Source organism: Mesobacillus sp. (assembly GCF_047739415.1).
In the GTDB taxonomy this organism is placed as follows: Bacteria; Bacillota; Bacilli; order Bacillales; family Cytobacillaceae; genus Mesobacillus.
In genome coordinates this window covers 39,479-55,674 of the sequence record NZ_JBIQOE010000210.1, presented here as the reverse complement: position 1 = coordinate 55,674, position 16,196 = coordinate 39,479, and the positions used below count along the sequence as shown (strand labels likewise).

General features: G+C 41.6%; 15 protein-coding genes. 10 read left to right on the top strand and 5 right to left on the bottom strand.

Annotated elements, in window-relative coordinates:
* Positions 1 to 150 precede the first annotated feature (150 nt).
* Complete coding sequence (locus ACH0QE_RS16835) at positions 151 to 339, top strand: YkvS family protein (RefSeq protein WP_102262010.1); 189 nt, start codon at positions 151 to 153, stop codon at positions 337 to 339.
* 48 nt (positions 340 to 387) lie between these two features.
* On the opposite strand, the gene ACH0QE_RS16830 is transcribed toward ACH0QE_RS16835, so the two are convergent.
* Complete coding sequence (locus tag ACH0QE_RS16830; RefSeq protein WP_286183592.1) at positions 388 to 504, bottom strand: DUF6254 family protein; 117 nt, start codon at positions 502 to 504, stop codon at positions 388 to 390.
* A gap of 127 nt (positions 505 to 631) precedes the next feature.
* On the opposite strand from ACH0QE_RS16830, the gene ACH0QE_RS16825 reads away from it, so the two are divergent.
* Together ACH0QE_RS16825 and ACH0QE_RS16820 are read left to right on the top strand one after the other, a co-directional pair.
* Complete coding sequence (locus ACH0QE_RS16825; RefSeq protein WP_415801727.1) at positions 632 to 1,243, top strand: CPBP family intramembrane glutamic endopeptidase; 612 nt, start codon at positions 632 to 634, stop codon at positions 1,241 to 1,243.
* 175 nt (positions 1,244 to 1,418) lie between these two features.
* On the top strand, positions 1,419 to 2,072 hold the full coding sequence (locus ACH0QE_RS16820) for a hypothetical protein (protein ID WP_415801725.1): 654 nt from the start codon (positions 1,419 to 1,421) through the stop codon (positions 2,070 to 2,072).
* Between the two features lie 77 nt (positions 2,073 to 2,149).
* On the opposite strand, the gene ACH0QE_RS16815 is transcribed toward ACH0QE_RS16820, so the two are convergent.
* A complete protein-coding gene (locus tag ACH0QE_RS16815) occupies positions 2,150 to 3,193 on the bottom strand; it encodes a YkvI family membrane protein (protein WP_415801724.1) in 1,044 nt (347 codons plus the stop codon).
* Positions 3,194 to 3,423: 230 nt separating this feature from the next.
* Here ACH0QE_RS16815 and ACH0QE_RS16810 point away from each other — a divergent pair, with 230 nt between their 5' ends.
* Entirely contained in the window at positions 3,424 to 5,580 is a 2,157-nt protein-coding gene (locus ACH0QE_RS16810; protein ID WP_415801723.1) for an ATP-dependent Clp protease ATP-binding subunit, read from the top strand.
* Positions 5,581 to 5,834: 254 nt separating this feature from the next.
* Entirely contained in the window at positions 5,835 to 8,858 is a 3,024-nt protein-coding gene (locus tag ACH0QE_RS16805; protein ID WP_415801722.1) for an efflux RND transporter permease subunit, read from the top strand.
* A gap of 435 nt (positions 8,859 to 9,293) precedes the next feature.
* On the opposite strand, the gene ACH0QE_RS16800 is transcribed toward ACH0QE_RS16805, so the two are convergent.
* Positions 9,294 to 10,988 carry a M3 family oligoendopeptidase gene (locus ACH0QE_RS16800; protein ID WP_415801721.1) on the bottom strand — a complete coding sequence of 565 codons (1,695 nt, stop codon included), beginning with the start codon at positions 10,986 to 10,988 and terminating at the stop codon, positions 9,294 to 9,296.
* A 150-nt stretch (positions 10,989 to 11,138) separates the two neighbouring features.
* Positions 11,139 to 11,576 (bottom strand): MarR family winged helix-turn-helix transcriptional regulator, encoded by a 438-nt coding sequence (locus ACH0QE_RS16795; RefSeq protein ID WP_415801720.1) that lies wholly within the window; start codon positions 11,574 to 11,576, stop codon positions 11,139 to 11,141.
* Positions 11,577 to 11,821: 245 nt separating this feature from the next.
* On the opposite strand from ACH0QE_RS16795, the gene ACH0QE_RS16790 reads away from it, so the two are divergent.
* From ACH0QE_RS16790 to ACH0QE_RS16780, 3 genes are all read left to right on the top strand, one after another.
* Positions 11,822 to 12,391 carry a LemA family protein gene (locus ACH0QE_RS16790; RefSeq protein ID WP_415801719.1) on the top strand — a complete coding sequence of 190 codons (570 nt, stop codon included), beginning with the start codon at positions 11,822 to 11,824 and terminating at the stop codon, positions 12,389 to 12,391.
* Positions 12,392 to 12,393: 2 nt separating this feature from the next.
* Positions 12,394 to 13,128, top strand: coding sequence for a TPM domain-containing protein (locus tag ACH0QE_RS16785; protein WP_415801718.1), 735 nt, complete (start codon positions 12,394 to 12,396; stop codon positions 13,126 to 13,128).
* Between the two features lie 178 nt (positions 13,129 to 13,306).
* The gene (locus ACH0QE_RS16780; RefSeq protein ID WP_415801717.1) at positions 13,307 to 13,492 is read left to right on the top strand and encodes a hypothetical protein; all 186 of its coding nucleotides are present in this window, start codon (positions 13,307 to 13,309) and stop codon (positions 13,490 to 13,492) included.
* On the opposite strand, the gene ACH0QE_RS16775 is transcribed toward ACH0QE_RS16780, so the two are convergent.
* On the bottom strand, positions 13,489 to 14,481 hold the full coding sequence (locus ACH0QE_RS16775) for a phosphotransferase enzyme family protein (RefSeq protein WP_415801716.1): 993 nt from the start codon (positions 14,479 to 14,481) through the stop codon (positions 13,489 to 13,491). The genes ACH0QE_RS16780 and ACH0QE_RS16775 overlap by 4 nt on opposite strands.
* A 142-nt stretch (positions 14,482 to 14,623) precedes the next feature.
* On the opposite strand from ACH0QE_RS16775, the gene ACH0QE_RS16770 reads away from it, so the two are divergent.
* Both ACH0QE_RS16770 and ACH0QE_RS16765 read left to right on the top strand, forming a co-directional pair.
* Positions 14,624 to 15,856: an MFS transporter gene (locus ACH0QE_RS16770; RefSeq protein WP_415801715.1), complete on the top strand. Its 1,233-nt coding sequence runs from the start codon at positions 14,624 to 14,626 to the stop codon at positions 15,854 to 15,856.
* Positions 15,857 to 15,958: 102 nt separating this feature from the next.
* A complete protein-coding gene (locus ACH0QE_RS16765; protein ID WP_213366522.1) occupies positions 15,959 to 16,153 on the top strand; it encodes a hypothetical protein in 195 nt (64 codons plus the stop codon).
* Positions 16,154 to 16,196 lie beyond the last annotated feature (43 nt).

Below are 16,196 nucleotides of genomic sequence, written 5' to 3'. Positions count from 1 at the left end.
ATATAATAAATCATATATATTGAATTATCTAATTTTTATAAAATGAAAATTCCGTGAACATTTAAAATTTAATACGGATTTTCCTTTACGCTAGGAGAAAATTAAGGCAAAATGTTAGTAATTCGAAATATAACGAAGGAGCGATTTTATTTGAAGAAAGCCGATGTTGGAAATGTAATCGAATTCAAAGAAGGATTGCAAGGTGTTGTAGAAAAGGTCAATGAAAATTCGGTTATTGTTGATTTAACATATATGAACAATTTCCGGGATTTAGAGCTCGATCAACGCACTGTCATCAATCATAAAAACTATAAAATTGTAAAAGAAACAGCCTATTAATATATGAGATTCCAGAAGAAAAAAGCAGCCTGAGCTGCTTTTTCTTATTTATTCTTTATTTTCCTTGCCAGCAAGTTCCTTAAAGGATTTTACCTTTCCATGCGGGTGCTGATCCTGCTTGCGCACAGTCCAATTACGCTCTTTCTCGCGCTTTGATTCTGACATGTTCTTCCCTCCATTCAGATTTTTCTTCAATATTACTATTCCCCAACTGGAAGAAATCATTTCCTTACAAATTTAATGAATTATTTGGTACAATAAATTTTGTTTCTGGAAAGGGGTTTTATGAAAAATGAAGAATTGGATGGCGGATCGCAGATTAATTCTCGGTATTTTGATCGCGCATCTACTGCTATTTTTTACCTTTGAAGATAAAGACGTATTCTGGTATATATTCACAGCTTCAATGCTGGTTCTGATCAGTTATTCCATCATACATGAAGAAATCGAGGACAATGCCTCAACGCTTTCATACTTAACTCTAGGAATTGCCTCGGGCCTCGGTTTATTTGGTCTATTTTGGCTTGGAAGCTTCCTGATGGAGGTACTTAATCTTCCTTTCGCCAATCAAGTTTCACGACTCTACAGCAGATTCTCACCCGACTTATTCTGGCATTATCTTGTCTTAGTGTTAATTCTGGCCCCAGGTGAAGAAATCTTTTGGCGAGGCTTTATCCAGAAGCGACTCAGTAAATACTTTAGTATGAAAATGTCGATTGGTCTTTCAGTATTATTGTACGCTTCTGTCCATCTCTATTCCGGGGAGTTCATTCTTGTACTGGCCGCAATAATCGCTGGACTGGCGTGGAGTATTTTATATGCATGGAAACGGAGCATGCCACTTGTAATCGTCTCTCACATCGTCTTTGATTTATTGTTATTTGTTTTCATTCCTCTAAGCTAAGCTTTTACCCTTAAAATGACCCATGTCAATCATTGGCTTATGGGTCATTTTTATTATTGTCCAATCTGCCTGTCCATGATATTTTTGTAAATGCGATAGGTATTGTAACTTTCGTTATTATATTCCGTCTAAAAATGTAGAAATCACCAAACGAAATAACAGGGGGCAATCAGACATGAACAAATTAGCAAAGTCTTTTGCAATTATCGGATTATCAGCATTAATCATTGCAGGCTGCGGTTCTCCAGAAGAATCGGAGTCAACAAACAAGACACCTGCAGCCCAGCCAGCTGCTGCGCCAGAAAAAAATGAAGAAGACCAAAAGACAACAGACCAGGATAAAGGTAATGAAGAGGGCTTAATCCGAATAATGGAGCAAAACATTGCCTATACAGTGAATGGCGAACAAAAGGAAGAAACTGCTTTTTTGAAATACAATGATAATCAAAACTACTCTATGTATGTTTTGCCAGAATATGAATTGTCAGCAGAGGAACCTAACAAAGATGTGCTGATGTGGAGTAAAGACGACAGTGTGTTCATGAGGATAGAATTGCTTCCAGCTGACGCAGAGTGGGCTTTAGTAGAAGAAAACTCAAAAGCACAACTAGCCGCTGTTGGTCCTGAGGTAAAAGAAGCACAAACACCTGAAGATCCATTCTTCAACAATGCCTGGTCGATGGAAACCAAAAGTGGATCAGACATCGTCACTACTTATTTAATTAAAAATCAGGAACAACCTTTAAAGCTGACTCTATTCACAAAAGATGCTGACCACCGCAACGCATTCCTGGAAATGGCCAAGACGATCATGAAAGAGAATAAATAATAAGAAGACTCTGTTAAGTTCTTTGTTGATTCTATTAAACAGAGCCAAAAAAAGAAGGGGCTGTTCCCCTTCTTTTTTCATTTATTCACTTTAACTGGTTTCATCCATAACAACACTATAAAGATTAAACTGATATAGCCGAAAACTGGGTAAAGGATTGAAAGAAGTGTTCCGTAATCGATCAAGCTGATGAAATAACAAATTAAGAAGAGCAGTGAAACAACGATAAGGCTTGGCATCTTGATGTATTTTTGTATCTGCCTTTCCAGTCCAAAAATATTGCCGATAACCGAAGTAAAAATTTCTCCATATACAATCAAGACAAAAATCCAGTAGAGACCTGCAGCAAGTTGTTTCATAACAACAGCCATCGGAATCTCAAATGTTTCGAACCCAGGGAGCATGATTAAGGTCAAATGGCTTGAAAGCAGGATTAAAGTCAACGCAATCCCGCCGAGGATCCCTCCCCATTTCACAGTATTATCGTCTTTCATTTCTGCTGCAACAGGAACCAGCACTGCCTGGGCAAGGGACAGGTTCAGGGCTGTGTAAGAAAATGGCCCGATTACAGCCTTCCATCCATCCTCTGCATATGGAATAAACACGACCTGCTCTATGAATCCAGGCAACTTGACTGACAGGAAAAATAAAATCAGACTGAACAAGATCATCATCGGTACAACAAAAGTATTAACAGCAAAAATGCCCTTCAACCCAACTACCATAACGGCAAGTGACAATGCAATCGTGACAAAGATTCCAAGCGATTTGGTCAAGCCAAGCTGCTCCTCAAAAACTGCCCCTGCACCTGACAGCATGACAGCACATACTCCAAGAAGCATAAACAACATCATGATATTAATGATTCTGCCAAAAAACTTACCAAATAAATGTACATTCATTTCTTCATATGAACGGGCACCTATTGCTGCTGCGATGCGCATTAATTTTGCACCCATATATGTAAGAATATATCCCGCCATGAAAACACCAATCAATCCAAAAAGTCCAAAGCGGGAAAAGAATTCGACGATTTCCCTCCCTGTCGCAAAGCCGGCGCCAACAACAGTACCGACATAAACAGCAGCGATTTGAAAGGCAGCACCCCAATTTGTCTTCAAAGCGTTCCCCTCCCTCCTTTTCAATATATGTAAGGATAGACAAACCATGACGAGCTTTTTTAAAAAGGATTTTAACGGAGTGATTTTCTAAAAATTACCTCAAACAAATTTCTTGAAAGTCAAATAAGGTCAAAGTATAATAGTTTTAAATTGATCAAAGATAGTCAAAGTCAAAAAATAAACTTTGATTAATGTAAATAGAAATGACCTTTATTGAAGGAGGAATTTAAATGCTTTGCCATAATTGCCAAGAAAAACACGCAAATATCCAGTTGAGAGTAAATTTAAACGGTAACCAGAAGCATTTAATGCTCTGCGACGATTGCTACCAAACAGAAAAAGAGAAATTAGGTGCTTCCTTTGGCAGCCCGATGTCCGGATTTTCCGGCTTTGGAGGCTCGCCTTTTAACGATATGTTCAAACAGTTTTCAGGCAATATGAATAATCAAAACCCTAACCACAACCCGTCCGCTGCTGCTACGAAAACAGCTGGCGGAGGAAATGGCTTTATCGATCAATATGGAAGAAATCTGACCCAAATAGCAAAGACAGGCTTGATTGATCCGGTAATTGGACGAGATGAAGAAGTAAAACGAGTTATCGAGATTTTAAATAGAAGGAATAAAAATAACCCTGTACTAATTGGTGAACCTGGCGTGGGTAAAACAGCCATTGCTGAAGGACTAGCTCTTAAGATTGTTGAAGGGGCTGTCCCAGACAAGCTGAAGAACAAGGAAGTTTATCTTTTAGATGTTGCCTCTATGGTCTCCAATACAGGAATTCGCGGGCAATTTGAGGAGAGAATGAAACAGCTTATTTCTGAATTACAGGCTCGTAAAAATATCATTCTTTTCATTGATGAAATCCACCAGCTTGTTGGTGCAGGGTCTGCCGAAGGATCGATGGATGCAGGCAATATCCTGAAGCCAGCACTTGCCCGCGGAGAGCTTCAAATAGTCGGTGCAACAACTCTGAAGGAATACCGTCAAATTGAAAAGGATGCGGCACTTGAGAGACGCTTCCAGCCTGTACATGTCCTGGAGCCAACAGTTGATGAGGCTGTCGAAATACTGAAAGGAATTCAATCCAAATACGAAGATTTCCATCAGGTTTCTTTTTCGGAAGCAACGATCAAGGCGTGTGTACAGCTATCACATCGTTATATCCAGGATCGCTTCCTTCCTGATAAAGCAATCGATTTAATGGATGAAGCTGGTTCGAAGCTTAACCTCGTATCTGACTACACAGATAAAAATGATGCCGAAAGCCGCCTTGCTGAAATCGCAAAGAAAAAGGAAGAGGCATTGAAGCAGGAAGACTATGAAACTGCTGCAAAGCTTCGAGACGAGGAAGCAAAGCTGGAAAAAGCATTAAATGACAATGGCAATGCAGTACGCCCTGTTGTAACAGTCCAGCATATCCAGGAAATCATCGAGAAGAAGACTGGAATTCCTGTTGGCAAACTTCAGGAGGACGAACAAGCAAGGATGAAGAACCTTGTTATAAACCTTAATGGCAAAGTAATTGGCCAGGAGGAAGCTGTGCAGAAAGTAGCGAAAGCAATCCGCCGCAGCCGTGCTGGTCTGAAATCAAAGAACCGTCCAATTGGATCTTTCCTATTTGTTGGTCCAACTGGAGTCGGTAAAACGGAACTGACCAAGACACTGGCAGAAGAACTGTTTGGCTCTAAAGACGCAATGATTCGTCTTGACATGAGTGAATATATGGAAAAGCACAGTGTTTCCAAGCTGATTGGTTCACCACCAGGCTATGTAGGCCATGATGAAGCAGGACAGCTGACCGAAAAGGTTCGCCGCAACCCATATAGCATCATTCTGTTGGATGAAATCGAGAAAGCACATCCAGATGTCCAGCACATGTTCCTGCAAATCCTTGAGGATGGCCGACTGACTGACAGCCAAGGTCGCACTGTAAGCTTCAAGGACACTGTCATCATCATGACAAGCAATGCAGGAGTCGGACACAAAACAATCAAAGTAGGATTCGACCAAAATACAGCTGTCAACGAATCAAGTATCCTTGATTCCCTGGGAGGCTTCTTCAAGCCAGAATTCCTGAACCGCTTTGACAGCATAATCGAGTTCAAGGCACTTGAAAAAGAACACCTTCTTCAAATTGTCGACTTGATGCTTGCTGAACTGAAGAATACACTTTCAGAGCAGAATATCAGCCTTGAGGTGGAAGCTGAAGTTAAGGAAAAGCTTGCTGAACTCGGATACCACCCTGCATTTGGCGCCCGTCCTCTACGCCGTTCCATTCAGGAACAGCTTGAGGATTCCATCGCGGACTTCATCCTTGAAGACCCGGATGCAGTTGAATTGAAAGCAGTAATCGAAAATGAGGGAATTATCATTAAGCGAAAATAATAACTTGGAAGGTTCGGAGTGAATCCGGCCTTCTTTTTTATGCCTTTTCACCTTTATTGCTTGCACAACCTATCTATGTATTCCCAGTACAACAGGATTTTAAAAAAGAGCCCCATTGCCGGTTAAGGCTTTGTCCGCAAAGCAACAATCAATGCGAAAAATCTATTTTAAATTTTTACAGTTTAAAAATGAAATGTACATAGAAGACATATAGAATAAAATCATAACTTTTTTATAGAAATGAGGTAAACCTAATGGGGTTTTTAACAAGATTCAGTCTTAAAAATGCTTTTGCTGTTTTTATCATTTCCTTTTTATTGATACTCGGAGGCCTTTATTCCTTCACCCGCCTGAAGGTAGATTTACTGCCGAATATCGAATTCCCGCAGCTTTCTGTAGAAGTCATCTATCCAGGGGCATCTCCTCAGGATATCAATGAACAGGTGACAGAGAAGCTAGAAACCAAATTCAAGGGAATTGATGGACTCAAGAAAATCCAGAGTTCTTCATTTGAAAGCATCGCAATCATCAATCTGGAATTCCCTTTTGATACTGAACTGGACGATGCTGAACAGCAGGTCAATTCCTTCATTAAGGAGGCAGGACTTCCTGAAAATGTAGAGACGAATGTAAATCGATTCTCTTTCGGCACATTCCCTATTTTCAATATCTCTCTTTTTGCAAAAGGTGATCAGGACCTGGAACAGCTTGTGAACGAAGAAGTCATTCCCGAGCTGAATAAAATCCAGGGAATAAACAGTGTTTCAGTTGGCGGTATGACTGAGGACATCCTCCAAATTACCGTAGATCAGGAAAAGGCTTCCCAGCTTGCCCTTAGCTTGAATGAGATTAAAGAAACAATCAATTCCAAGAAATTCAGCTTTCCTGCTGGCAACTTGAATGAAAACGAAATCCAGATTCCTGTAAGGGTCCAGGAAAAAATTGAAGAAATCAATGAACTCAAAAACCTGGTAATTCAGTCGAAATTCGCACCGAATGCACCGCCAGTTAAACTAGAGGATATAGCCTCGATTGAGGTTGTAACCGAAAAGCCTGAAATCACCCGCTACAATGAAAAAGAATCTTTATCGATGGCGATCACGAAAAAGCAGGATGCCAATACGGTTGAAGTTGCAGAGAAGGTTCTTGCGGTTGTTAAAAGCTATGACGACCGGCTTGAATACGCGATTGGTTTCGATTCCGCGGAAGGAATTGAAAAGTCGGTAAATACCCTGGTAAAGGAAGGTTTGCTAGGAGCACTGTTCGCTTCAATCGCTGTATTGATCTTCCTTAGAAACTTCAGGGCGACGATTATTGCGATTGTATCGATTCCGCTTTCGCTATTGATTTCGTCGATCTTTTTGAACCAGCTTGATATATCATTGAACATCATGACATTAGGCGGTATGGCTGTAGCTGTTGGCCGGGTGGTGGATGATAGTATCGTTGTTATTGAGAATATTTTCCGAAGAGTCCGGAAAACGAATAAAGCCATGACGGATGATTTGATTCAGAATTCCACTAAGGAAATCCTGAAGGCGATCACATCATCAACCATAACCACGGTTGTTGTATTTTTGCCATTAGGACTTGTCGGGGGAATTACCGGGGAATTCTTCCTTCCTTTTGCTCTAACGATTGTATTTTCTTTGCTGGCATCATTAATTGTAGCCGTCACGATCGTTCCAATCCTGGCAAAATTCTCTTTCAAGAAGGTGCCAAAGGAAGAAAAGGAAGGTGCGCTGCAAAGAGCATATGCATCTTCGATCAAATGGTCCCTGAACCATAAGGCACTTGTCATCTTCCTTTCCATTGCCTTGCTTGCGGGTTCAGGATTCCTTGTCAAAGGCCTTGGTTTCACCTTCATTCCTAATGAAGAGCAAAAGCTGCTAGTCGCTACTTTCCAGCTGCCCTCTTCTACTTCACTTGAAAAAACAAATGAAGTCTCCTTGAAGGTCGAGAACATGTTCGCAGAGCAAAAAGAAATTAATGATGTAACTGTCGGAATAGGCAGCCGCGATTTCCAGACCGGTCTCAAACGCCAAAACCAGGCGAACTATTTTATCAGCCTTGGAGATGGTGTAAGTGTTTCCGAGTTTATACCTGAGCTTGAAAAAGAAATGGAGGACATCATTCTATCAATCGAGCCAGATGCCAAAATCGGTATCCAAGAACAATCCACAGGCGGTCCGCCATCCAATAATAATGTCAACATTGACTTGTACTCTACTGATCTGGCTGTCTTGCAGGACGCGGCTGCCAGGGTAGAAGAATACATGTTGAAACAGGAAGACTTAAAATATGTTTCGAACAATTTTTCTGATAAACAAAAGCAAATTATTGTTGATATCGACCCTGAAAAATCTGCACAATTAGGGATTTCAGGATTCCAAATTCTTGGTACAATCACTGATAAAACAAAGCCCGTTGACGCTGGAGTTATGAAGCTAGGCGGTGAAGAACGACGTGTTTCCATAACCTATGATGAAAAGTCCGAAACAATACAGGACCTAAAAAATACGGTGATTTTCACACAACAAGGACCTGTTCCAATCACCGAAATCGCCAATATCACTGAAACGGAAGCATTCACTTCAATCCAGAAATTAGATGGCAAAATATTCGCCCGAGTTTCTGCACAAATTGATTCAAATGATATTAGAGCCGTATCGAATGCCGTTATCAAGGGTGTCCAAAGTGACATTGAGCTGCCTGATGGTGTATCCCTTGAAGGCGGAGGCGGCAGTGATGAGACAGTTGAAACATTCACTCAGCTTGGAATTGCAATGGTTGTGGCCATCGGACTTGTCTATTTGACAATGCTGATTACATTCGGTCAAGCGAGGATTCCATTTATTATCCTGTCCTCCTTGATCTTCGTCCCAATCGGCTCCCTGCTTGGACTATGGATTGCCGATGAACCCATGTCAGTCAGCGTAATGATTGGACTGCTGATGCTGATTGGAATTGTTACGACAAATGCGATTGTCATGGTCGACCGAATTGGCCAGAACCGCGCGGAGAAAGGTATGCCTATCCGCGAGGCGCTTATTGAAGCAGGAATCACAAGGCTCCGCCCAATCCTGATGACAGCCTTTGCAACGATCGCTGCATTGATCCCACTGGCATTTACCACTTCATCCGGTACCCTGATTTCAAAGGGGCTGGCAGTAACTGTCATTGGCGGACTAACCTCATCTACCCTTTTGACATTGATTTTGATTCCTGTTATTTATGAAGTATTTTTCTTCAGACAGGTGAAAAAAGAACGCAACTAAAAATGATGAAGCCCGCATGTTGATGCGGGCTTTTATTAAGATTTAAATTTGAAAGATACCCTTATACAAGGATTTCCACACTCATAAGGGTACCGTTCCTGACGAATCGTACCCTTATACAAGCTTTAACACCTCTATAAGGGTAGCGTTCCTGACGAATCGTACCCTTATGCAAGCTTTTTCACCTCTATAAGGGTACCATTCAAACCAAATCGTACCCTTATGCAAGCTTTTTCATCTCCATAAGGATACCGTTCAAGCCCAATCGTACCCTTATGCAAGCTTTTTCACCTCCATAAGGGTACCGTTCCTGACGAATGGTACCGAATCTACAACCAATGAAAATTAAAATCCAAATAAAAAACTGCAGACAAACTGATTTTCATCAGTATGTCTGCAGTCGTAGCGAAGCCCAAGAGCTTCGCTTTTCCTATTTTACAGCTTGCTGTCGTCAACTGAATCAAGCCAGCTCTCGATTTCGCCAATGACCGACTCAACACAGCCTTCTTCAAATGGGGAAATAAGGTTTGCTTCCTTGACAAGTTCAGTGAAAGCCATACTTCCTCCCAGCTTACAAAGGTCAGCATAATCCTTCCATGCCTCTTCTTGATTTTCTCTTGAACGCTTCCAAAATTGGAATGCACAAATTTGTGCAAGCGTGTAATCGATGTAGTAGAAAGGTGAATTATAGATATGTCCTTGTCGCTGCCAGAATCCGCCTTCTTCTAAATAAGTATTTCCATCATAATCTTTATGCGGGAGGTACTTCTTCTCAATTTCTCGCCATTGCTGCTTTCTTTCTGTAGGTGTAGCCTCAGGATTTTCATAGACCCAGTGCTGGAATTCGTCAACAGAAACTCCGTATGGCAGGAATAGCAAGGCGCTGCTTAGGTGTGAGAATTTATATTTATCGGTATCCTCTTTGAAGAATAGCTCCATCCATGGCCATGTGAAGAATTCCATGCTCATCGAGTGGATTTCACAAGCCTCATAAGTTGGCCAGTTATATTCCGGAATTTCAAAATGTCGGCTTGAATATACCTGGAAGGCATGACCTGCTTCATGTGTCAGGACATCAATATCACCTGAAGTTCCGTTAAAATTCGAGAATATGAATGGTGACTTATAATTCTCAATGTAAGTGCAATAACCACCGCCAGCTTTACCTTTCTTCGCCACCAGGTCCATCAGATTGTTCTCGTTCATGTATCCGAAAAATTCTCCTGTCTCAGAAGATAGCTCATCATACATTTTCTGACCGTTTTCAATGATCCACTCAGGACTTCCTTTTGGTACTGCATTACCAGTTTTGAAGTCAAATGGCTCATCATAGTATTTTAACTCGTCGACACCGATTCGGTTCTTCTGACGTTCCTTAAGCTTCGACGCAACCGGTACAATGTATTTATGGACCTGGTCCCTGAACGCAGCTACCATGCTGCTGTCATAGTCAGTACGGAACATCCGGTAATAAGCCAACTCTACAAAGTTGCCGTAGCCAAGCTTGTGGGCCATTTCAGTTCTAACTTTTACAAGTTCATCATAAATGCGGTCAAATTCTTCTCCGTGCTCAGAGAAGAATGCGAATTTGGCTTCACTTGCTTTCTTTCTTGTTTCACGATCTTTAGACTCGGTAAAAGGATCAAGCTGCGCAAGTGTACGCTCTTCGCCTTCAAACATGATCTTTGCTGAAGCCACAAGCTTTGTATATTCAGTTGAAAGCTTATTTTCCTTCTGCATCAATGGTACTATTTCTGGTGAAAACTGTTTTAATTGAGCTTCAGCCAGAGCGAATAGCTGACGACCCCATTTTGCTTCAAGCTCATCTCGGTAAGTAGATGAAACAAGTGCTTCATAATATTTTGTTACCAAACCCTCTACCTGTGGTGCCAGTTCATCAAGGAAATCCTGCTCCTGCTTATAGTATTCATCCTCAGTATCGATTGAATGGCGAATATAGCAAAGGTTGAACAGGGTGCCAACATCATTACGCAAATCGTTGATTCCATTCATTGCTATGCTTTGCTCCTCAACAGATCCAGCATTTTTGAATTGTTCAAGCAGTTTATCGAATTTGGCAGTGACCTCATCCAAATTCGGGCGCGTATATGTATATTGCTCAAATTTCATGGTATTGCCCCCTTTATCTTTATAAGGGATTTATGTGTATCCCCATCCTTATCCTATTCTACGGATATTCCCTATTTTCCTTTTAATCACTTGTTCTTTTCGTCAACTTTTCCGAAAAAAAACAATAAAAAAAAACGGCTTTTGCCGTTTTTAATATTTGCTTACAGAAAGGCCCAGCTTTTTTAACAATTCAATTGCTGAATCTTTTTCATCATCATTCAGGCTATCCATAAGCTCATGGATCAATGCACTGTGTTCTGGAAAAATTTCTTCTATCAATTTTCTTCCCTCATCAGAAATTTTCGCATATGTTACCCTGCGGTCTTTCGGGCAGGCTACTCTATTTAAGTAACCCTTTTCTTCAAGTTTATCGACTACATAGGTAATACTGCCGCTTGCCAGCAGAATCTTACCCCCGATTTGCTGCAATGGCTGTTCCCCTTTGTGGTAGAGAAGCTCAAGGACAGCAAATTCAGTCGGGTTGAGTCCATTTTTCTGGATGACCTTGTTCACCTTTTCATTGACAGCTCTGTATGCACGGGACAATACAATAAATAACTTTAAAGATTTTTCTCTCTCATTGTTCATAAAATTTCATTCCTTTACCTTAAACGACTAATCCATAACTAGAGTATATCTGAATTTGTTGTTTTTATCAGTATTTCCCTCAATTTTATAAGAAAAACTAGTGAAAGTCTTTCAGCAGCATTTGTCATCCTTATTTTCTAAAACAATGCCAGCAAGAGAATGTGCTCTGCACTAAGTTTAAAACCCTCTCAATTGAGGGAAAAATACGGGCATCAACATACAACGATGAATTAGGAGTGGCTAGAATGAAAAAAGGTTTAGGAATTGTTATCGGCTTGTTAGTGATTTTAGGAATTTTCATCATGATGGGAGTCGGCAGCTACAATAACTTCGTTGCCGAAGAAGAGAATGTCAATAATGCCTATGCCCAGGTAGAGAACCAGCTTCAGAGAAGGCTCGACTTGATCCCTAACCTTGTTAATTCAGTCAAGGGGTATGCAGCTCATGAAAAAGAAGTCATACAATCCATTTCTGATGCACGCGCAAGGCTAGCAGGGGCAAATACACCTGAAGAACAGGCAACTGCTAATGCCGAGTTGTCCAGCGCGTTAAGCCGCTTGCTTGTGGTAGTTGAGAATTATCCAAACCTGAAAGCGGACAGGCAGTTCACTCAACTGATGGATGAACTTGCAGGAACTGAGAACAGATTGGCTGTGGCAAGGAAGGATTATAATGATCAGGTATCGGTTTATAATAGGAAAGTAAAGCAATTTCCAGGTGCCATTATTGCTAACATCACAGGTTTTGATGAGAAGGAATACTTCCAGGCGGACCCTCAGGCACAGGAAGCCCCTGAGGTTGATTTTGGAGGCTGACGATGAGTCAGAAGAGGCTTTCCGGCCTGGCAGCAATACTTGGCATCCTGCTATTGCTGCTTCCAGCCGGGGCAATCGCGGCACCAAATGAGATACCTGCCCCCGTTGGTGATATTTATGTCCAGGACTTCGCAAATGTTTTAACCGAGAACGAAAAAATACAATTAAAAAACATCGGCAGATCGATTGACGATCAGACTACCTCACAGATTGCCGTCCTTACCGTGGACTCGATCGGTGAGTCAAGTATAGAAGAATATTCCGTCGAAGCGTACCGCAAATTTGGTCTTGGGACGGAAGAAAACGATAATGGCGTGCTGCTCGTAATAGCGATGCAAGAAAAGAAAATCAGGATCGAAGTAGGCTATGGCCTTGAGGGAATTATCCCCGACGGCAAAGCTGGGAGAATCCTTGATGAATATGCGATTCCACATTTGCAAAATAATCAGCCAAACCTTGCTGTCATGAATACGTACCAAGCGCTTGCCAACGAAGTCTCAGGTGCAAATGAATTCGGGAGTGCTCCGCGTGATGTGCAGCAGCAACAGGACTCGCCCATACCATCCTGGCTGGTCATTATCATCGTAATCGGCGTCGTGGTCCTCGATTTTATGTTCTTCGGCGGCACCCTTACCTACCTGTTGTTATCGATCATATCGAGAGGTGGCGGTGGCGGCGGCCCGCGTGGAGGTGGCGGCGGCTCCTCCGGAGGAGGCGGTGCCAGCCGCGGTTGGTAAACCAGAAAAGCGAAAGCACCTTGGTCAGCCCCGACAAGCGCTGGAGCTGTACATTTCTCAAGGTAAAATATGTACTCCCTCCTCCAAAACAAAAACACCAGCAGCAATTTGCTCTGGTGTTTTTGTTTTACATAGTCCATAAACATACATAATAGAAAGTAAAAGCAGGTGAGAATTCATGTATCCGCAATACATCCGCTACTTTCTGATTATCTCGGTAATCACAGATATTGCCCTGATTGTCTATTTATGTAAGCTTATTGATGAAATTGGTTTCTTTTTCTTCTTCCTGCTGGTCATTCTTCTATTGAGCGGGACCTACTTACTTTATACCATTTATAAAAGAAACAATCGAAACCCTTAATCGATATTCATGATCGGCTGTTTGTTCCTGATTCTATTTGCGATTTCCTCCATCATCGCCTGTAATTTTTCGTCCCTATCTTCTGGGGCGATTTTTTTATACAAAACTGCGTACAGGACAATATCGCGAAGCATCAAGAACAATGGGATTTGCTCCTTCCAGCCTTCTGGCAGCTGGTTCGCTTTTAGATACCCTTCGATAAAAGCATCTAAAAACAACTGTCCAAAGCGGTTTCGCTCTGCTTCCTCGCTGGCAGGGATTCGATAAATGATTGAATAGTACAGGGGTATCGCAATATCGGAAGCGAACCAATGGTAACTTGCAGCATCGAAATCAAAAACATGAATCTGTTCTCCATCATAAAAGAAATTTCCAGAATGGATATCACCATGGATGATGCCGTAATTATCACTATTTTTCGGAAGGCCTGAAATCGTGGCAATTACTTCTTTCGCGCTATCTACCAATTGCATCTCATCTGAAGGGTAGTATTTTTCAACAGATAGCAGTTCGTCCTGATCCCAACTGCTGCGTTTTCTTATACCTGCAGACGGCTTATAGGATTTTGTGGCATGATGCATCCTTCCTGTCGTTTCTCCCCATTTCCTGAACAGCTCTACATTGAATTCATCAGAGCGGACACTGACTGCTTTCCCTCTTGCCTTTGCGTATAAGCAGCCATAAAACCCACTATTATCTGCTGCAAGAATTTCTTCAACGAGGTACCCTCGTGTCGAGGGAAAAACTTCTGGAACAGACAGACCTTTGCTGTTTAAATGCCTCATCCAGTCCACCTCAGATAGAACCTCATCCTTGCTCCTGTGGGAACTATGCGTAAGCCTCATTATATATGGATGGCCATTTCTATAAGTTTCATAAACATAATTCTCAAAATCACCAAGCTTTTTAACTTCTCTCTCCAAGCCGAAAAGATCCAGGAAATCATGTATAATCTCCTGGGTCATCAATGAACTCACAGCTTTTTCCATACAATAATCCCCCTGGTAAAATAATCTGTATTTTCTAAATTATATTAGACCATATTTTTCAATAGAAAAGCTATTTTTATCTCGTGACTTTTTTTGTAAAATGAAATGTAGGAAACCGAAATAATTTAAGAAGGAGACAATCATGAGCCATTCAGCTGCCGCCGTCAGTGCGAAACCGCAGAATCAAAACGATACAGCATATAAAATACTTTTCATCATCGGGTTAGTCCATTTATTGAATGATTCCATCCAATCTGTCATTCCTGCAATGTTCCCAATTCTTGAAAAATCAATGGGGCTTTCCTTCACCCAATTAGGGATGATCGCCTTTTCTTTGAATATCGTATCTTCCATTCTTCAGCCTTTGATTGGGATGGCAACCGACAAAAAGCCCAAGCCGTATGCCCTTCCGCTCGGTTTGACCTCGACAATGTTCGGTGTTCTTGGCCTCGCATTCGCTTCGAGCTTTGAGTTTGTTATTCTTTCAGTTTTATTTATTGGTCTTGGATCAGCTGTTTTCCATCCAGAAGGTTCCAGGGTTGCCTATATGGCAGCCGGACCGCGCAGGGGATTGGCACAGTCTATTTATCAGGTGGGGGGCAATTCAGGGCAGGCACTTGCCCCGCTGATCACTGCGCTCATCCTCGTCCCACTTGGTCAATTTGGAGCAGTTTGGTTTACGCTTGTAGCGGCAATCGCTGTTGGTCTGCTCTTATATATCGCATCCTGGTACAGCCGAAAATTGGATTATGAAAATATAGCAGCCAAAGCCAAACAAGCTAGCAAACAAGTAAATAAGGGAATTTCAAAAAATATCAAAATGGCACTTGTCCTGATTTTATTTTTGATTTTTGCCCGGTCCTGGTATATTTCAGGTATGACGAACTTCTATGCATTTTATGCAATCGACAAATATGGCATTTCGATTAAGGAGGCGCAAATTTTCCTATTTGCATTCCTAGTTGCAGGTGCGTTCGGCACTTTTTTCGGAGGCCCGCTCGCAGACCGCTTTGGCAAGAAAACCATTATTTTTCTTTCGATGATCGCGACTGCGCCTCTTTCCGCAATCATTCCATTTATGCCATATGTAGTTGCATTCGCTTTGCTGACGATAAGCGGCTTTATTCTGATGTCGAGCTTCTCAGTTACTGTGGTGTATGCCCAGGAACTGGTTCCAGGTAAAATCGGCACGATGGCTGGCCTAACAGTAGGTCTCGCATTCGGAATGGGCGCCATTGGTTCCGTGGGACTTGGTTATCTTGCTGACTTGATCGGTTTGCCATTGATGATTATCAGTGTCGGCTTCCTTCCCTTGCTTGGTATACTGACCATGTTCCTTCCAACAGATGAAAAACTTGCTGAATGGAACAATTAAGCTCTTGTTAGACAATAAAAATATTCCATTTTCATTTTGATGTTTAGGCATGCTCCTGATAAGGAAAGAAAGATAGTGAGGATAAAAAGAAGGGAGATCAACATGTCTAAGTATAAGATTAATTATTTTTTTGAAAAAGATTTTAAAGTGTCACGACCAATCGAGGTAGAAGACATTTCAGAAGCCATCCAGGATGCTAAAGATCAAGAGGGACAAATCGAGTTCACTGGTGAAGATAATGTTTTTTATAAATTCGATACAAAAGACATTAAGCTTGTTACGATTACTGAAGCTTAATTGATATATAGAAAGGGTGAAGCTTTGATGGCTTCACCCTTTT